This is a genomic window from Pseudomonas sp. S06B 330, from assembly GCF_002845275.2.
In the GTDB taxonomy this organism is placed as follows: domain Bacteria; phylum Pseudomonadota; class Gammaproteobacteria; order Pseudomonadales; family Pseudomonadaceae; genus Aquipseudomonas.
Genome location: NZ_CP088149.1, coordinates 1206028 through 1221854, shown reverse-complemented (window position 1 = coordinate 1221854; position 15827 = coordinate 1206028). Strand labels below are relative to the sequence as shown.

Genomic DNA, 15827 nt, shown 5'->3' with positions numbered 1-15827 from the left:
CCGGATCAACCTCTAACAGGCTGTTACCGGGGGATTAATTTCAAGGCTTGCGACGCGCTCTGGCATCGTCGCCAAGGTATTTACAAACAACCATGAATGTAAGTATATTCCTTAGCAAGCTATTTATCCACTCGACAACATTTTTTCTATTCACACACTTTCCCTTTATTCTTGAGCGTCTTCAGCTCTTGCGACCCGAGGATCTTCATGCAATTCAAGCCAGCTGTTACCGCTCTGGTATCCGCCGTCGCCCTGGCAACTCTGCTCAGCGGCTGTAAAAAGGAAGAGGCGGCGCCCGCAGCGCAAGCTCCTCAGGTCGGCGTCGTGACCCTGCAAACCCAGGCCTACACCTTGACGTCCGACTTGCCGGGGCGCACTACCGCTTACCGCATCGCCGAAGTTCGTCCGCAAGTTAACGGCATCATTCTCAAGCGCCAGTTCAAAGAAGGCACTGAGGTCAAGGAAGGCCAGCAGCTGTACCAGATCGACCCGTCGGTGTACGAGGCGACCCTGGCCAGTGCCCAGGCCAACCTGCAGTCGACCCGTTCGCTGTCCGAGCGCTACAAGCAACTGGTTGCCGAACAGGCCGTCAGCCGTCAGGAATACGACGACGCGCAAGCCAAACGTTTGCAGGCTGAAGCGGCACTGCGCAGCGCCCAGATTGACCTGCGTTACACCAAGGTCCTGGCTCCGTTGAGCGGTCGTATCGGTCGTTCTGCGGTCACCGAAGGTGCCCTGGTCAACAATGGCCAGGCTGACGCCATGGCGGTGATCCAACAGCTTGACCCAATCTACGTCGACGTCACCCAGTCCTCGGCCGAGATGCTCAAGCTGCGCCGCGAGCTGGAAAGCGGTCAGTTGCAGAAGGTCGGTGACAACGCCGCCAAGGTCACCCTGACCCTGGAAGATGGCAGCACCTACCGTCAGGAAGGTCGCCTGGAGTTCTCCGAAGTCTCGGTTGACCAGACCACCGGTTCCGTGACCCTGCGGGCCGTGTTCCCTAACTCTGAGCACAACCTGCTGCCGGGCATGTTCGTACACGCGCGCCTCAAAGCCGGGGTCAATGCCCAGGCCATCCTCGCCCCACAACAAGGCGTTACGCGTGACCTGAAGGGCCAGCCAACGGCACTGATCGTCAACAAAGAGAACAAAGTCGAGCTGCGCCAGCTCAAGGCCAGCCGTACTGTCGGTAACGAGTGGCTGATCGAAGAAGGCCTGAACGCCGGTGACCGTGTCATCACCGAGGGCCTGCAGTTCGTCAAGCCGGGCGTTGAGGTCAAGGTCAGCGAAGCCACCAACGTCAAGCCTGCTCAGCCAGCCCAGGCCAATGCAAAACCTGCAGGGGCCAAAGGGGAGTAAACCATGTCGAGATTCTTTATCGATCGCCCGATCTTTGCTTGGGTGATCGCCTTGGTGATCATGTTGGTCGGCGCCTTGTCGATCCTCAAGTTGCCAATCAACCAGTACCCGAGCATCGCGCCACCGGCCGTGGCAATCTCCGTGACCTACCCGGGCGCCTCGGCGCAAACCGTGCAGGACACCGTGGTACAGGTGATCGAGCAGCAGCTCAACGGTATCGACAACCTGCGTTATGTCTCGTCGGAAAGTAACTCCGACGGCACCATGACCATCACCGCGACCTTCGAGCAGGGGACCAACTCCGACACTGCCCAGGTTCAAGTGCAGAACAAGCTGAACCTGGCGACCCCGTTGCTGCCGCAAGAAGTGCAGCAGCAGGGTATCCGTGTTACCAAGGCGGTGAAGAACTTCCTGTTGGTAATCGGTCTGGTCTCGGAAGATGGCAGCATGACCAAGGACGACTTGGCCAACTACATCGTGTCCAACATGCAGGACCCGATCTCGCGGACCGCCGGTGTCGGTGACTTCCAGGTCTTCGGTGCCCAGTACGCCATGCGTATCTGGCTGGATCCGGCCAAGCTGAACAAGTACCAGTTGACCCCAGTCGACGTGCGCACCGCGGTCGCGGCGCAGAACGTCCAGGTGTCCTCCGGTCAGCTCGGCGGCCTGCCCGCCCTGCCAGGCACCCAGCTCAACGCCACCATTATCGGCAAGACCCGTCTGCAAACCGCCGAGCAGTTTGAAAAGATCCTGCTCAAGGTCAACCGTGACGGCTCGCAGGTACGCCTGAGTGATGTTGCTACCGTCGGCCTTGGCGGTGAAAACTATGCGGTCAGCGCCCAGTTCAACGGCAAGCCGGCTTCCGGTCTGGCGGTCAAGCTGGCAACCGGGGCCAACGCCCTGGACACGGCCAAAGCCTTGCGCAAAACCGTCGCCGATCTGGAACCGTTCTTCCCAGAAGGTATGAAGGCGGTATTCCCGTATGACACCACCCCAGTGGTGACCGAATCGATCAGCGGGGTAATCCACACCCTGATCGAAGCGATCGTGCTGGTGTTCCTGGTGATGTACCTGTTCCTGCAAAACTTCCGCGCCACCATCATCACCACGATGACGGTACCGGTGGTACTGCTCGGCACCTTCGGCATCCTTGCCGCCGCAGACTTCAGCATCAACACCCTGACCATGTTCGGTATGGTGCTTGCCATCGGCTTGCTGGTGGACGACGCCATCGTCGTGGTGGAGAACGTTGAGCGGGTAATGGCCGAAGAAGGGCTATCACCGAAGGAAGCCACCAAGAAGTCCATGAGCCAGATCCAGGGTGCCCTGGTCGGTATTGCCATGGTGCTCTCGGCGGTACTGCTGCCAATGGCGTTCTTCAGTGGTTCCACCGGGGTGATCTACAAGCAGTTCTCGATCACCATCGTTTCGGCCATGGCGCTGTCGGTACTGGTTGCCTTGATCTTCACCCCGGCCTTGTGTGCAACCATGCTCAAGCCGATTGCCAAAGGTGAGCATCACGTTGCCAAACGCGGGTTCTTCGGCTGGTTCAACCGCAACTTCGACCGCAGCGTACAGAGCTACGAGCGTGGCGTGGGCAACATCCTGCGCAACAAAGCCCCGTACATGCTGGCCTACCTGTTGATCATGGTCGGCATGATCTGGCTGTTCACCCGCATCCCCACCGCCTTCCTCCCCGAGGAAGACCAGGGCGTACTGTTTGCCCAGGTACAAACCCCGGCCGGCTCCAGTGCCGAACGGACCCAGGTGGTGATCGATGAGATGCGCAGCTACCTGCTGGACAAGGAAGCCGATACCGTTGCCTCGGTGTTCACCGTAAACGGCTTCAACTTCGCCGGTCGCGGTCAGAGCTCGGGTATGGCCTTCATCATGCTCAAGCCATGGGAAGAACGTTCCGCCGAAAACAACGTGTTCAACCTGGCGGCACGTGCCCAGCAGCACTTCTTCAGCTTCCGTGATGCGATGGTGTTCGCCTTTGCCCCGCCTGCGGTACTGGAGTTGGGTAACGCCACCGGTTTCGACGTGTTCCTGCAAGACCGTGCCGGTGTCGGTCACGAAAAGCTGATGGAAGCGCGTAACCAGTTCCTCGGCATGGCCGCCCAGAGCAAGATTCTCTCGGCAGTGCGCCCGAACGGTCTGAACGATGAACCGCAGTACCAACTGACCGTCGACGACGAGCGCGCCAGTGCCTTGGGCGTGACCATCGCTGACATCAACAACACCCTGTCGATTGCCTTGGGTGCCAGCTACGTCAACGACTTCATCGACCGCGGTCGCGTCAAGAAGGTGTACATCCAGGGTGAGTCGGCCTCGCGCATGAGCCCGGAAGACCTGCAGAAGTGGTACGTGCGCAACGCCGCCGGTGAGATGGTACCGTTCTCCTCCTTCGCTACAGGCGAATGGATCTACGGGGCACCGAAGCTTGCCCGTTACAACGGTGTTGAGGCGATGGAAATCCTCGGTGCGCCAGCCCCTGGCTACAGTACCGGTGAAGCCATGCTCGAAGTCGAGCGCATTGCCGCACAACTGCCTAAAGGTATCGGCTACTCCTGGACCGGCCTGTCGTACGAGGAGCGCCTGTCGGGCTCCCAGGCACCAGCATTGTATGCCCTATCGCTGCTGATGGTATTCCTCTGTCTGGCCGCCCTGTATGAAAGCTGGTCGATTCCGATCGCGGTCATGCTCGTGGTGCCATTGGGGATTATTGGTGCGCTGCTGGCCACCAGCCTGCGCGGTCTGTCCAACGACGTGTACTTCCAGGTGGGTCTGTTGACCACCATTGGTCTGGCGGCGAAGAACGCGATCCTGATCGTCGAATTTGCCAAGGAACTGCACGAGCAGGGCCGCAGCCTCGCTGATGCCGCGATCGAAGCCTGCCGGATGCGTCTGCGCCCGATCATCATGACCTCGCTGGCGTTCATTCTCGGCGTGGTACCGTTGGCTATCTCCACCGGTGCAGGCTCGGGTAGCCAGCACGCGATCGGTACCGGGGTAATCGGCGGCATGCTGACGGCCACCGTACTGGCGATCTTCTGGGTACCGCTGTTCTTCGTAACCGTGTCGTCTATGTTCACCAGCAAGAAGACTGAAGAAGAAGACGCCACACCTGAAACTCCACGCTTAGAGGGCGGGCAATGAGTAAGTCCCTGTTGTCCCTGGCGGTAACCGCTTTCATTCTTGGCGGCTGCTCGCTGATCCCTGACTACCAGACCCCGGAATCGCCGGTGGCCGCGCAGTGGCCGCAAGGCCCTGCCTATTCGCCGACCGAGTCGGCGGATGTGGCTGCCGCCGAGCAAGGCTGGCGTCAGTTTTTCCATGACCCGGCGCTGCAGCAACTGATCCAGACCTCGCTGGTCAACAACCGTGACCTCAAGGTCGCGGCGTTGAACATCGATGCCTACCGGGCGCAGTACCGCATTCAGCGGGCTGACCTGTTCCCGGCGGTCAGCGCCAATGGCAGCGGCAGCCGTCAACGGATGCCTGCCGACATGTCGCAGACCGGCGAGTCGGGGATCACCAGTTCGTACTCGGCGACCCTCGGCGTGAGCAACTATGAACTCGACCTGTTCGGTCGGGTTCGCAGCCTCACCGAACAGCAACTGGAAATCTACCTGTCCAGTGAACAGGCCCGACGCTCGACCCAGATCGCTCTGGTCGCTAGCGTTGCCAACGCCTACTTCACTTGGCAGGCCGACCAGGCCCTGCTCAAGCTGACCGAAGAGACCCTCAAGACCTACGAGCAAAGCTATGCGCTGACCTTGCGCAGCAATGAAGTGGGTGTCGCTTCGGCCCTGGACCTGAGCCAGGCGCGCACGTCAGTTGAAGGCGCTCGGGTCAAGTTGGCACAGTATCAGCGCCTGGTAGCCCAAGACCTGAACAGCCTGGCTGTGCTGCTCGGCACCGGTGTGCCGGCCAACCTGCCTGCGGCGCAGAGCCTGGACAGCGACCTGTTGGCCGAAGTGCCTGCTGGCCTGCCGTCCGACCTGCTGCAGCGCCGTCCGGACATTCAGGAAGCCGAGCACCTGCTCAAGGCCGCCAATGCCAACATTGGCGCGGCCCGCGCAGCGTTCTTCCCGAGCATCAGCCTGACCGCCAATGCCGGGACCCTGAGCCCGGACATGAGCGGGCTGTTCAACGGTGGTTCGGGTACCTGGCTGTTCCAGCCGCAGATCAACCTGCCGATCTTCAACGCCGGTGCCCTGCGTGCCAGCCTCGATTACTCGAAGATCCAGAAGGACATCAACGTCGCGAAGTACGAGAAAACCATTCAGACCGCCTTCCAGGAAGTCTCCGATGGCCTCGCCGCACGCAAGACCTTCAACGATCAGTTGCAAGCCCAGCGCGATCTGGTCGCCGCCAACCAGGACTACTACCGCCTGGCCGAGCGTCGCTACCGCATTGGTGTCGACAGTAACCTGACCTTCCTCGACGCTCAGCGTCAGCTGTTCAACACCCAGCAGTCGTTGATCAGCGACCGCCTGTCGCAGTTGGTCAGCGAGGTCAACCTGTACAAGGCCCTCGGTGGCGGTTGGTACGAGCAGACCGATCAGGCGCAGCAGCAGGCTGCGGCTGAAACGCCGAAAGGCTGAAGCTGGTTTGTGGTTCACAAGCCCACCCTTGCGGTGGGCTTTTTTATGCTGCTCGACTTAACACCTTAGCGCTGCCATCGCCGGCAAGACCGGCTCCCAGAGGTGCGCAGTTGCACAGATCTATGGTGGGAGCCGGCCTTGCCGGCGATAGGGACACCGAGGTTCTAAACCAAAACTAACTATTCAGTTAGTGTTCGGTTATCGCCCAATACCCGCTGTAACGAATTGATTCACACCCTCCCCCCGCCGCACCATCGCTTCGCAGCGTTTCCAACGTATTCCCCAAAGACTGTTGCCCGGCCTGCGCCTTTTACACGTCGCAGCGGATGGCTTCGGCTTGAATAAAAACAAGAGACACAGACAATGAGCACACCCGCACGACACCTGCTTCCCGGCTTGTTGGCCATGACTTGCACCCTCCCCGTCCTGGCCGCTGATGGTGGCTTTGTCGAAGATGCCAAGGTCAATCTCAACCTGCGCAACTTCTACATCAACCGCAATTTCGTCGACCCGGCCAACCCCCAAGGCAAGGCTGAGGAATGGACCCAGAGCTTCATCCTCGACGCCCGCTCCGGTTTCACCCAAGGCATCGTCGGCTTCGGCGTTGATGTACTCGGCCTGTACTCGGTCAAGCTCGATGGCGGTAGGGGTACTGCAAATACCCAACTGTTGCCGGTGCATGACGATGGCCGCCCTGCCGACGATTTCGGCCGCCTGGGTGTGGCGCTCAAGGCCAAGGTGTCCAACACTGAACTCAAGGTGGGTGAGTGGATGCCAGTGCTGCCGATCCTGCGCTCGGATGATGGCCGCTCTCTGCCACAGACCTTTCGCGGTGGACAGGTCACTTCCCAGGAAATCGAAGGTCTGACCCTATACGCCGGCCAGTTTCGCGCCAACAGTCCGCGCAACGACGCGAGCATGGAAGATATGTCGATGAACGGCAGAGCGGCGTTCACCTCCGACCGCTTCAACTTTGCCGGTGGTGAATATACGTTCAACGACAAGCGCACCCTCATTGGCCTATGGAATGCTGAACTCAAGGACATCTACAGTCAGCAGTTCATCAACTTGGTGCACAGCCAGCCGTTGGGTGACTGGACGTTAGGCGCTAACCTCGGTTACTTCTTCGGCAAGGAAGACGGTGCCGAACGCGCCGGTGAGCTGGACAACCGCACGGCCTCGGCACTGCTCTCAGCCAAGTACGGCAGTAATACCTTTTATGTCGGCCTGCAAAAGGTCAGTGGCGACGATGCCTGGATGCGGGTCAATGGCACTAGTGGCGGCACCCTGGCCAACGACAGCTACAACTCCAGTTTCGACAACGCCAAAGAGCGCTCCTGGCAACTGCGCCATGACTTCAACTTTGCCGGCGTCGGTATCCCCGGCTTGACCCTGATGAACCGCTATATCAGCGGTGACGACGTCCAGACGGCAACCGTCAGCGACGGCAAGGAGTGGGCGCGTGAATCTGAGCTGGCCTACGTGATCCAGTCGGGCACGCTGAAAAACCTGTCATTCAAATGGCGCAACTCGACCATGCGTCGTGACTTCAGCAGTAATGCCTTTGACGAGAACCGTCTGATCGTCAGCTACCCGATCAGCATTCTCTAGACATTGACCGGGCAAGCCAGTGCTTGCAGACGGGCGAGGTCGAGAATCTCGATCTCGCCATACCCCAAACGTAACGCCCCTTCCTGTTGCAGCGATTTGAGAACTTGATTGGTCGTCTGGCGCGATAGCGACAGCATCAACGCCAGCTGCTCCTGGGACAGTTGCAATAAACGCCGACTGCCCTCCATCTCACCATAACCGGCGGCGACCTGCAGGAGTCGATGAGCCACCCGCGGACCTGCGGTCAATAAGCTCTGCTGCTCCAGCGCGATAAACACCAGGCGCAATTTCTGGCTCATCAGCAAGGCGAAGTCGCGCCAGTACGCGGGCTGCTGCGCCAAGCATGCCATTAGCGCTGCCTGAGGTATCCACAGTAGGCGAGTCGCACCCTCTGCCAGGGCATCGTGGGTGCGCGGCTGGCCATCGAACAGACTGATCTCACCGAACCACTGCGGCGCCTCGATCAGCGTCAGCAACGCCTCCTTGCCTTCGCTGCTAATTGCACCGACGCGCATGCTGCCCGTCAGCACCGCATACAAGCCACAAGGTGCATCGCCCCGCTGGAACAGGTACTGCCCGGCTGCCAGTTCACGCGGGCGGGCCAATTCCAACAGACTATCCTGAAGCAAAAGGGGCAGGTGCTTGAACCAGTGCCCCTGGAGCAAGGAGGTCCGCCAGGCGGGATCAGTAGTCATATTGCCTCAACGATCAACTCTGTCGGCTAGCCGACAGACAGCCAGAATGTCTGCAGGGCATGCTCAGCGCCACCCTACAGGAGGAACAATAATGAAAAACCTGGTCGAACACCTCAGTCAATATGCGGCCTATCACCGTGACCCGCGCAATATCGCCACCCACTTCGTCGGCATTCCCATGATCGTGCTGGCGGTCACTGTGCTGCTGTCACGCCCAGGCTTGGAGCTGAGTGGAATCTGGTTGTCGCCGGCGTTGCTGGTTGCGCTGGTGACCGGGTGGTTCTACCTGTGTCTGGATCAGCAATTTGGCCTGATCATGGCCCTGCTGCTGGGGCTGTGCCTCTGGGCCGGACAAGTGCTGGCGCTGCAAAGCACCCTGGTCTGGTTGAGCGCGGGCTTGGGGCTGTTTGTGCTTGGCTGGGCGATACAGTTTGTCGGGCACCACTATGAAGGACGCAAACCTGCCTTTGTCGATGATCTGAGCGGGTTGATCATCGGACCATTGTTTGTGGTGGCGGAACTGGGGTTTCTGCTGGGGATGCGCCCGGCGTTGAAACAGGCCATTGAGCGCAATGTCGGGCCTGTGGCTGTTCGGCAGAAGAAAGCGCGGGTGTGAATCCACGCTTTCACAGTCTCTGCTAGCTGTAGCCTGCGCCGGCATTGCCGGCGCAGGGGTGCTAAAGGTCAAACGCGCGACTCAACCCCCAACTCATCCCACACCGACTCGGCCAGGTGGAAGGTGGCATTGGCCGCCGGAATGCCGCAATAGATCGCGCTCTGCATCAGCACTTCCTTGATCTCTTCGCGGGTCACGCCATTGCTGGCGGCGGCGCGCAAGTGCAACTTGAGTTCTTCGTTACGGTTCATGCCGATCAGCATGGCGATGGTGATCAGGCTGCGGGTATGGCGCGGCAGGCCTGGACGGGTCCAGATATCACCCCAGGCATGGCGGGTGATCATCTCCTGAAACTCGCTGTTGAACGCGGTCAGGTTGTTCAGGCTGCGGTCGACATGAACATCGCCAAGCACTGCACGACGTACCTTCATGCCTTCTTCGTACCGTTGTTTTTCGTCCACGAAATGCTCCTCATCGGGCCAGCAGGAAATCGATCACCCGACGGCTGAACGGCTCGCCGACTTCGACATTGGACAGGTGCGCGGCATGGAACTCGGCGTATTCGGCGCCCGCCACGTTTTCCTGAATGAACAGCCCACCCGCAGGCGGCGTTACCGCATCGTGGCTACCGGAGATGACCAAGAGGGGCGCTTTGATCTCGCCCAGTTGTCCACGGAAATCGGCATCACGTACTGCGCCGCAGTTGGCCGCATAGCCTTCTGGCGAGGTGGCGGCGAGCATGTCGGTGATGCGCTTGGCCTGGTCAGGATTACTCGACGCATAGCCCGAGGTGAACCAGCGTTCGATCGAAGCATCGCGCAGGCCAACCATCGCCGCCTGGCCATCACGCAAGACCATTTCAATACGTGGATTCCAGGTGTCCGGCGAGCCAATCTTGGCTGCGGTGTTGCAGACGATCAAACGGTTCAGGCGCGCGCCAGCATTGATCCCCAGCCACTGGCCGATCAGACCGCCCATGGACAGGCCACAGAAATGCGCGCGCTCGATCTTCAAGGCATCAAGCAGTGCCAACACATCCTGGCCTAACTGTTCGATGCTGTAAGGACCTGCGGTGACCAGCGAGCGGCCATGGCCACGGGTGTCGTAGCGCAGCACGCGAAAATGCGCGGCAAATGCCGGGACCTGGGTGTCCCACATGTGCAGATCAGTGCCCAGCGAGTTGGACAACACCAATACCGGCGCGCCTTCAGGGCCGTCGAGTTGATAGTTGATTACGCCATCGGCGAGTTGTACCTGTGCCACTGCAGCCTCCTCAGGCATTGAAACGGTGATGTTCAGCCAACGCCCGCTCGACCCAGACGCAGGCCTGGCCAAGGTAGTGGGCTGGGTCAAGCAGACGATCGAGTTCGTCTGCCGAGAGTTCGGCGCTGACCAGTGGATCGTCGCCAAGCACCGCGCGCAGGTGACGTTGTTCAGCGACTGCACGCTTGCAGCAGGTTTCCAGCAGATGATGGGCAGCGTCGCGGCCCAGGCGCTGGGCAAGGACAATGCTCACCGCTTCGGCCAGTACGAGGCCCTGGGTCAGGTCGAGGTTCTGGCGCATGCGCGCAGCGTCGACCTGCAAGCCATCAGCAATGATCTGCGCCTGACGCAAGGCACCGGATACCAGACAGCAGATCTCCGGCAGGGTCTCCCACTCGGCATGCCACAGCCCCAGGCTACGTTCGTGTTCTTGCGGCATGGCGCTCAACAGGGTCGAGACCAGGCCCGGCACCCGCGTTGCCGCACTGATGAGTACTGCGGCGCCCACCGGATTACGCTTGTGCGGCATGGTCGAGGAACCGCCTTTGCCCGGCGCCGAAGGCTCGAACACTTCCGCCGCTTCAGTCTGCATCAACAAACTGATGTCACGACCCAACTTGCCCAGGCTGCCGGCAATCAGACCGAGTACCGAAGCGAACTCCACCAAACGGTCGCGCTGGGTGTGCCAAGGCTGCTCCGGCAGTTGCAGGTTCAGTTGTTTGGCCAGGGCCTCCGCCACCGGCAGCGCTTTATCGCCGAGCGCCGCCAGGGTCCCGGATGCACCGCCGAACTGCAAGGTTAGCAAGCGCGGCTTGAGCTCCTGCAGACGCTGACGATGACGGGTCAATGCGCCGAGCCAGCCAGCAATCTTCATGCCCAGGGTCACTGGCGTGGCATGCTGCAGCCAGGTGCGTCCGGCCAATGGTGTATCGGCATGGGCTTGGGCCTGACGGGCCAGAGCATCCGACAGGTGGTGCAGGTCGGTTTCGATCAGGTTCAGCGCGGCCCGCAGTTGCAGGACCAGACCGGTGTCCATTGCGTCCTGGCTGGTGGCGCCAAGATGCACATAACGCTCGGCTTCGGGTACGCCACTGGCGATCACCTTGCCCAAGGCCTTGACCAGCGGGATAGCCGAATTGCCGGCACTGCCGATGGCTTCTGCCAGCGCCGCAAAATCGTAGCGCTCCGCCTGGCAGGCGGTCTCGATGGGAGCCACCGCGACCTGGGGAATCAACCCCACGGACGCTTCGGCGCGCGCCAGGGCAGCCTCGAAATCGAGCATACCCTGCACCCGGCCACGGTCGGAAAACACTTCGCGCATGGCTGCTGCGGTGAAGTAGGCATCGAACAACTGATTGCCCGGTCGCGGGTTCATCTGCAAATCCTTCAACAGGTCAATGATCGTGGTGCAGGTACGCTGCCTGTTTCGGCAGACGCAGGCTGAACAGGAAAGCAATCGCCATCATCGCGGTAACGTACCAGTAAAAGGTGTTCTCCATGCCCATGGACTTCAAGCCCAAGGCGACATATTCAGCCGAACCCCCAAACATCGCGTTGGCCACTGCATAGGCCAGCCCCACACCCAGCGCGCGAACCTGCGGCGGAAACATCTCGGCTTTGACCAGGCCGCTGATAGAGGTATAGAAACTGACGATACACAGCGCGAAGGTAATCAGCACGAAGGCCAGAAACGGGCTGGTGACGGTTTTCAATGCCAGCAGGATCGGTACCGTGAACACGGTGCCCAGGGCGCCGAACAGCAGCATCGAATTGCGTCGGCCAATACGGTCGGAGAGCATGCCGAACAACGGCTGCATGCACATATACAGGAACAATACGCCGGTCATGATGAAGCTGGCGGTCTTGGCGCTCATGCCAGCGGTATTGACCAGGTACTTCTGCATGTAGGTGGTGAAGGTGTAGAAAATCAGCGAGCCGCCGGCGGTGTAGCCGAGCACGGTAATGAACGCTGCCGAGTGGTGACGGAACAGCCCGGAAATACTCCCGGCCTCTTTGTCGTTACGGGTTTCGGCGCTGCTCGTCTCTTCCAGCGAACGGCGCAGGAACAGGGAAATAACCGCCGCAACAGCCCCCACTACAAACGGAATCCGCCAGCCCCAGGCACGCAGTTCGTCCTCGCTGAGCAGTTGCTGGAGAATCACCACCACCAGCACGGCCAATAACTGGCCGCCGATCAGGGTCACATACTGGAACGAGGCAAAGAAGCCACGTTGGCCGCGCAGGGCTACTTCACTCATGTAAGTTGCGGTGGTGCCATATTCGCCGCCCACTGACAGACCCTGAAATAAGCGCGCGAGCAACAACAACGCTGGGGCCCAGGCGCCAATCGAGGCGTACGTCGGCAAACAGGCAATAACCAGGGACCCGGCGCACATCATCAGCACCGAGATCATCATCGAATTCTTGCGACCATGACGATCAGCGACCCGGCCAAACAGCCAGCCACCAATGGGTCGCATCAGAAAGCCGGCAGCAAACACCCCGGCGGTATTGAGCAGTTGCACCGTCGGATCGTCAGAAGGGAAAAAGGCCGGGGCAAAGTAGATGGCACAGAAGGCGTAGACGTAGAAGTCGAACCACTCCACCAGGTTGCCCGAGGAAGCACCGACGATGGCGAAGATGCGCTTACTGCGTTCCTCACCGGTGTAATAAGCTGAAGTCATGACTGTTCACTCTTGGAGGGTTACTGGAGTCTAGACACAACCAGTAACACTCTCGTTCCACAAACAATCACCCTGATCACACGGCCCTGCGTGGGGGCCGCCTGACCAGGGTCATTGATTTACACTCGCTCGATAGCCAGGGCCAGGCCCTGCCCTACCCCAACGCACATGGTCGCCAGGCCCTTGCGACCGCCGGACTTTTCCAGCTGATGCAAGGCCGTAAGGATCAGGCGCGCACCACTCATGCCCAGTGGATGACCGAGGGCAATGGCGCCACCATTGGGATTGACCTGCGGCGCATCATCGGCCAGACCCAGTTCTCGCAGCACGGCCAGGCCTTGGCTGGCGAACGCTTCGTTGAGTTCGATGACATCAAAATCGCTGACCGCCACACCCAGGCGCTCGGTCAATTTGCGCACCGCCGGTACCGGACCAATGCCCATCACCCGTGGCGCCACACCGGCGCTGGCCATGCCGAGAACGCGGGCGCGTGGGGTCAGGCCGTGTTTTTTCACCGCCTCAGCTGAGGCCAGGATCAACGCCGCAGCACCATCGTTGACGCCCGAGGCATTACCGGCGGTGACCGTCTTGTCCGGGCCGTTGACCGGTTTCAGACGAGTCAGGGCTTCGAGGGTGGTGTCGGCCCGTGGGTGCTCATCCTGCTCGACGATGGTTTCGCCTTTTTTGTGGACGATACGCACTGGCACGATCTCTTCGGCGAAGAAGCCTGCCGCCTGAGCCGCGGCGGTGCGTTGCTGACTGCGCAGCGCGAAGGCGTCTTGATCAGCGCGTGAGACCTGATAGTCGTCGGCGACATTGTCGGCCGTTTGCGGCATTGCATCGACACCGTACTGGGCCTTCATCAACGGGTTGATGAAGCGCCAGCCGATGGTGGTGTCTTCGAGCTTCATGTTGCGCGAATAGGCGTTGTCAGCTTTGCCCATAACAAAGGGAGCACGCGACATCGACTCGACGCCGCCGGCAACCGCCAACTCCATCTCGCCGCTGGCAATGGCGCGGAACGCCGTACCGACCGCGTCCATGCCCGAGGCGCAGAGACGGTTGAGAGTGACACCCGGCACGCTGTCCGGCAGGCCTGCCAGCAGCAGTGCCATGCGCGCAACGTTACGGTTGTCTTCGCCGGCCTGGTTGGCGCAACCAAGAAATACTTCGTCCAGCAGGTCCCATTGCACCTGTGGGTTGCGCTCGATCAACGCCTTGATCGGCACTGCGGCCAGATCATCGGCGCGCACGCCGGCCAAGGCGCCGCCGAAGCGGCCGATGGGGGTGCGAATGGCATCGCAGATAAAGACGTCACGCATCACGCTTCTCCTGGCGCTTGGCCGTGGGCAGCAGCCGTACGTGCTTCCAGATCACGCAAGGCGGTCAGTTCGACGTCGCTTGGCTCGACGGTGGTTTGCACGTCATCGGCAAAACGAATTGCCCAACCGGTGGCGGCAATGATCTGCTCGCGGGTCACACCTGGGTGGATCGAAGTAACGACGAACTCATGGGTGCCAGCTTCAGGCTCCATGATGCACAGGTCGGTGATGATACCGACCGGCCCTTCGCCAGGCAGGCCCAGGCGTTTACGCGAGTCACCGCCTTCGCCGTGGCCGACCGAGGTGATGAAGTCGAGTTTATCGACAAAGGCACGGTTGGATTGCTTGAGGATAATCAGCACCTGCTTGGCAGAACCGGCAATTTCCGGTGCGCCACCGGCGCCTGGCAGGCGCACTTTCGGTTGATGATAGTCGCCAACCACGGTGGTGTTGATGTTGCCGAAACGGTCAACCTGGGCGGCACCGAGGAAGCCCACATCAATACGACCACCCTGCAGCCAGTAGCGGAAAATCTCGCCGGTGGGGACCACGGTGTCAGCGGTTTCAGCCAGCTCGCCGTCACCGATCGACAATGGCAGCACGCTCGGCTTGGCGCCGATCGGGCCGGACTCATAGATCAACACCACGTCTGGCGAGGAGGTCAGGCGCGCCAGGTTGGCGGCCTTGGAAGGCAGGCCGATACCGACGAAGCACACGGCACCATTACGCAGACGACGGGCGGCGGCGACGGTCATCATTTCATTGGTGGAGTAGCTCATTGTGCAGCCTCCGAAGCGCTGGCCAGTTTTGCCTTGAATTCAGTGAAGTCGGCGGTGCCGCGAATGTATTCGTCGATCCACGCGCTGAACGCTTCGCGACTGCGGGAAATCGGGTCCCAGGCCTGGTAGAAGCGGTTGTCACGCTCGTAGTAACCATGGGCGTAGGACGGGTGTGCGCCGCCCGGTACCAGGCACACTGCCGACAAAGCCCAGGTCGGCAGCACGCAGGCGTTCATCGGTGCGTTGAGGTCGTCGACAATTTCCTCGACAGTGACAATGCAGCGCTTGGCCGCCAAAGCTGCTTCTTTCTGCACGCCGAGAATGCCCCAAAGCAGTACGTTGCCCTTGCGGTCAGCCTTTTGCGCGTGGATCACGGTCACATCCGGACGCACCGAAGGCACGGCGGCGAGGACTTCACCGGTGAACGGACAGGTAACGCTCTTGATCAGTGGATTGACCTTGGGCAGGTCCGAACCGGCGTAAGCGCGAAGCACCGCGAACGGCAGGCCCGAGGCACCAGCGACATAAGCGTTGGCCAAGTCAGCGTGGCTGTGTTCTTCGATGTCCATCGGCTGCGGCCACTGCTTTTCCACGGCATCGCGCAAACGGTGCAGCGAACCTACACCAGGGTTTCCGCCCCAGGAAAAAATCAGTTTGCGGGCACACCCGGCACCGATCAGCTGATCGTAGATCAAGTCTGGCGTCATACGGACCAGGGTCAGCTCTTTCTTGCCCTGACGAATGATTTCATGCCCGGCGGCAGTTGGAATCAGGTGCGTGAAACCTTCGAGGGCGACGCTGTCACCGTCGTGGACGAACTGCTTCACGGCGTCGTGGAGCGAGAGTATTTCAGCCATTGCAGACTCCTGGATATGCTGAGTCGAGGTC

Annotated in this window: 13 protein-coding genes; 5 read left to right on the top strand and 8 right to left on the bottom strand. The window is 60.5% G+C overall.

Annotation, left to right across the window (positions count from 1 at the left end; genetic code table 11):
• Positions 1-207 precede the first annotated feature (207 nt).
• The 4 genes from CX511_RS05755 to CX511_RS05740 all read left to right on the top strand — a co-directional run bounded on the left by CX511_RS05755 (position 208) and on the right by CX511_RS05740 (position 7580).
• Positions 208-1359: an efflux RND transporter periplasmic adaptor subunit gene (locus CX511_RS05755; protein WP_101293729.1), complete on the top strand. Its 1152-nt coding sequence runs from the start codon at positions 208-210 to the stop codon at positions 1357-1359.
• Between the two features lie 3 nt (positions 1360-1362).
• The gene (locus CX511_RS05750) at positions 1363-4518 is read left to right on the top strand and encodes an efflux RND transporter permease subunit (protein WP_045185529.1); all 3156 of its coding nucleotides are present in this window, start codon (positions 1363-1365) and stop codon (positions 4516-4518) included.
• Complete coding sequence (locus tag CX511_RS05745; RefSeq protein WP_045185527.1) at positions 4515-5969, top strand: AdeC/AdeK/OprM family multidrug efflux complex outer membrane factor; 1455 nt, start codon at positions 4515-4517, stop codon at positions 5967-5969. Before CX511_RS05750 ends, CX511_RS05745 begins: the two co-directional genes overlap by 4 nt.
• 363 nt (positions 5970-6332) lie before the next feature.
• Positions 6333-7580, top strand: coding sequence for an OprD family porin (locus tag CX511_RS05740; RefSeq protein WP_045185525.1), 1248 nt, complete (start codon positions 6333-6335; stop codon positions 7578-7580).
• Here CX511_RS05740 and CX511_RS05735 read toward each other — a convergent pair.
• Complete coding sequence (locus CX511_RS05735; protein ID WP_101293730.1) at positions 7577-8275, bottom strand: Crp/Fnr family transcriptional regulator; 699 nt, start codon at positions 8273-8275, stop codon at positions 7577-7579. The two genes, CX511_RS05740 and CX511_RS05735, sit on opposite strands and share 4 nt — an antisense overlap.
• Positions 8276-8366: 91 nt before the next feature.
• On the opposite strand from CX511_RS05735, the gene CX511_RS05730 reads away from it, so the two are divergent.
• Complete coding sequence (locus tag CX511_RS05730) at positions 8367-8891, top strand: Mpo1 family 2-hydroxy fatty acid dioxygenase (protein ID WP_045185521.1); 525 nt, start codon at positions 8367-8369, stop codon at positions 8889-8891.
• Between the two features lie 68 nt (positions 8892-8959).
• Here CX511_RS05730 and pcaC read toward each other — a convergent pair whose 3' ends face one another.
• The 7 genes from pcaC to CX511_RS05695 all read right to left on the bottom strand — a co-directional run bounded on the left by pcaC (position 8960) and on the right by CX511_RS05695 (position 15796).
• Complete coding sequence (pcaC, locus tag CX511_RS05725) at positions 8960-9352, bottom strand: 4-carboxymuconolactone decarboxylase (protein WP_101293731.1); 393 nt, start codon at positions 9350-9352, stop codon at positions 8960-8962.
• Between the two features lie 10 nt (positions 9353-9362).
• Complete coding sequence (pcaD, locus tag CX511_RS05720; RefSeq protein ID WP_045185516.1) at positions 9363-10154, bottom strand: 3-oxoadipate enol-lactonase; 792 nt, start codon at positions 10152-10154, stop codon at positions 9363-9365.
• Positions 10155-10164: 10 nt separating this feature from the next.
• Positions 10165-11529: a 3-carboxy-cis,cis-muconate cycloisomerase gene (locus tag CX511_RS05715; RefSeq protein ID WP_101293732.1), complete on the bottom strand. Its 1365-nt coding sequence runs from the start codon at positions 11527-11529 to the stop codon at positions 10165-10167.
• Between the two features lie 19 nt (positions 11530-11548).
• The gene (locus CX511_RS05710; protein WP_045185510.1) at positions 11549-12838 is read right to left on the bottom strand and encodes an MFS family transporter; all 1290 of its coding nucleotides are present in this window, start codon (positions 12836-12838) and stop codon (positions 11549-11551) included.
• 119 nt (positions 12839-12957) lie between these two features.
• Entirely contained in the window at positions 12958-14163 is a 1206-nt protein-coding gene (gene pcaF, locus CX511_RS05705) for a 3-oxoadipyl-CoA thiolase (protein WP_177409705.1), read from the bottom strand.
• Positions 14160-14939: a CoA-transferase subunit beta gene (locus CX511_RS05700; protein ID WP_045185504.1), complete on the bottom strand. Its 780-nt coding sequence runs from the start codon at positions 14937-14939 to the stop codon at positions 14160-14162. Before CX511_RS05700 ends, pcaF begins: the two co-directional genes overlap by 4 nt.
• Positions 14936-15796 (bottom strand): CoA transferase subunit A, encoded by an 861-nt coding sequence (locus tag CX511_RS05695; RefSeq protein WP_045185501.1) that lies wholly within the window; start codon positions 15794-15796, stop codon positions 14936-14938. The genes CX511_RS05700 and CX511_RS05695 overlap by 4 nt, the downstream gene beginning before the upstream one ends.
• Positions 15797-15827 lie beyond the last annotated feature (31 nt).

Bases quoted from the DNA above. Each gene is read 5' to 3' on its own strand.
- CX511_RS05755 (WP_101293729.1), top strand. From the start codon at position 208: ATGCAATTCAAGCCAGCTGTTACCGCTCTGGTATCCGCCGTCGCCCTG.
- CX511_RS05750 (WP_045185529.1), top strand. From the start codon at position 1,363: ATGTCGAGATTCTTTATCGATCGCCCGATCTTTGCTTGGGTGATCGCC.
- CX511_RS05745 (WP_045185527.1), top strand. From the start codon at position 4,515: ATGAGTAAGTCCCTGTTGTCCCTGGCGGTAACCGCTTTCATTCTTGGC.
- CX511_RS05740 (WP_045185525.1), top strand. From the start codon at position 6,333: ATGAGCACACCCGCACGACACCTGCTTCCCGGCTTGTTGGCCATGACT.
- CX511_RS05735 (WP_101293730.1), bottom strand. From the start codon at position 8,275: ATGACTACTGATCCCGCCTGGCGGACCTCCTTGCTCCAGGGGCACTGG.
- CX511_RS05730 (WP_045185521.1), top strand. From the start codon at position 8,367: ATGAAAAACCTGGTCGAACACCTCAGTCAATATGCGGCCTATCACCGT.
- CX511_RS05715 (WP_101293732.1), bottom strand. From the start codon at position 11,529: ATGAACCCGCGACCGGGCAATCAGTTGTTCGATGCCTACTTCACCGCA.
- CX511_RS05710 (WP_045185510.1), bottom strand. From the start codon at position 12,838: ATGACTTCAGCTTATTACACCGGTGAGGAACGCAGTAAGCGCATCTTC.
- CX511_RS05700 (WP_045185504.1), bottom strand. From the start codon at position 14,939: ATGAGCTACTCCACCAATGAAATGATGACCGTCGCCGCCGCCCGTCGT.
- CX511_RS05695 (WP_045185501.1), bottom strand. From the start codon at position 15,796: ATGGCTGAAATACTCTCGCTCCACGACGCCGTGAAGCAGTTCGTCCAC.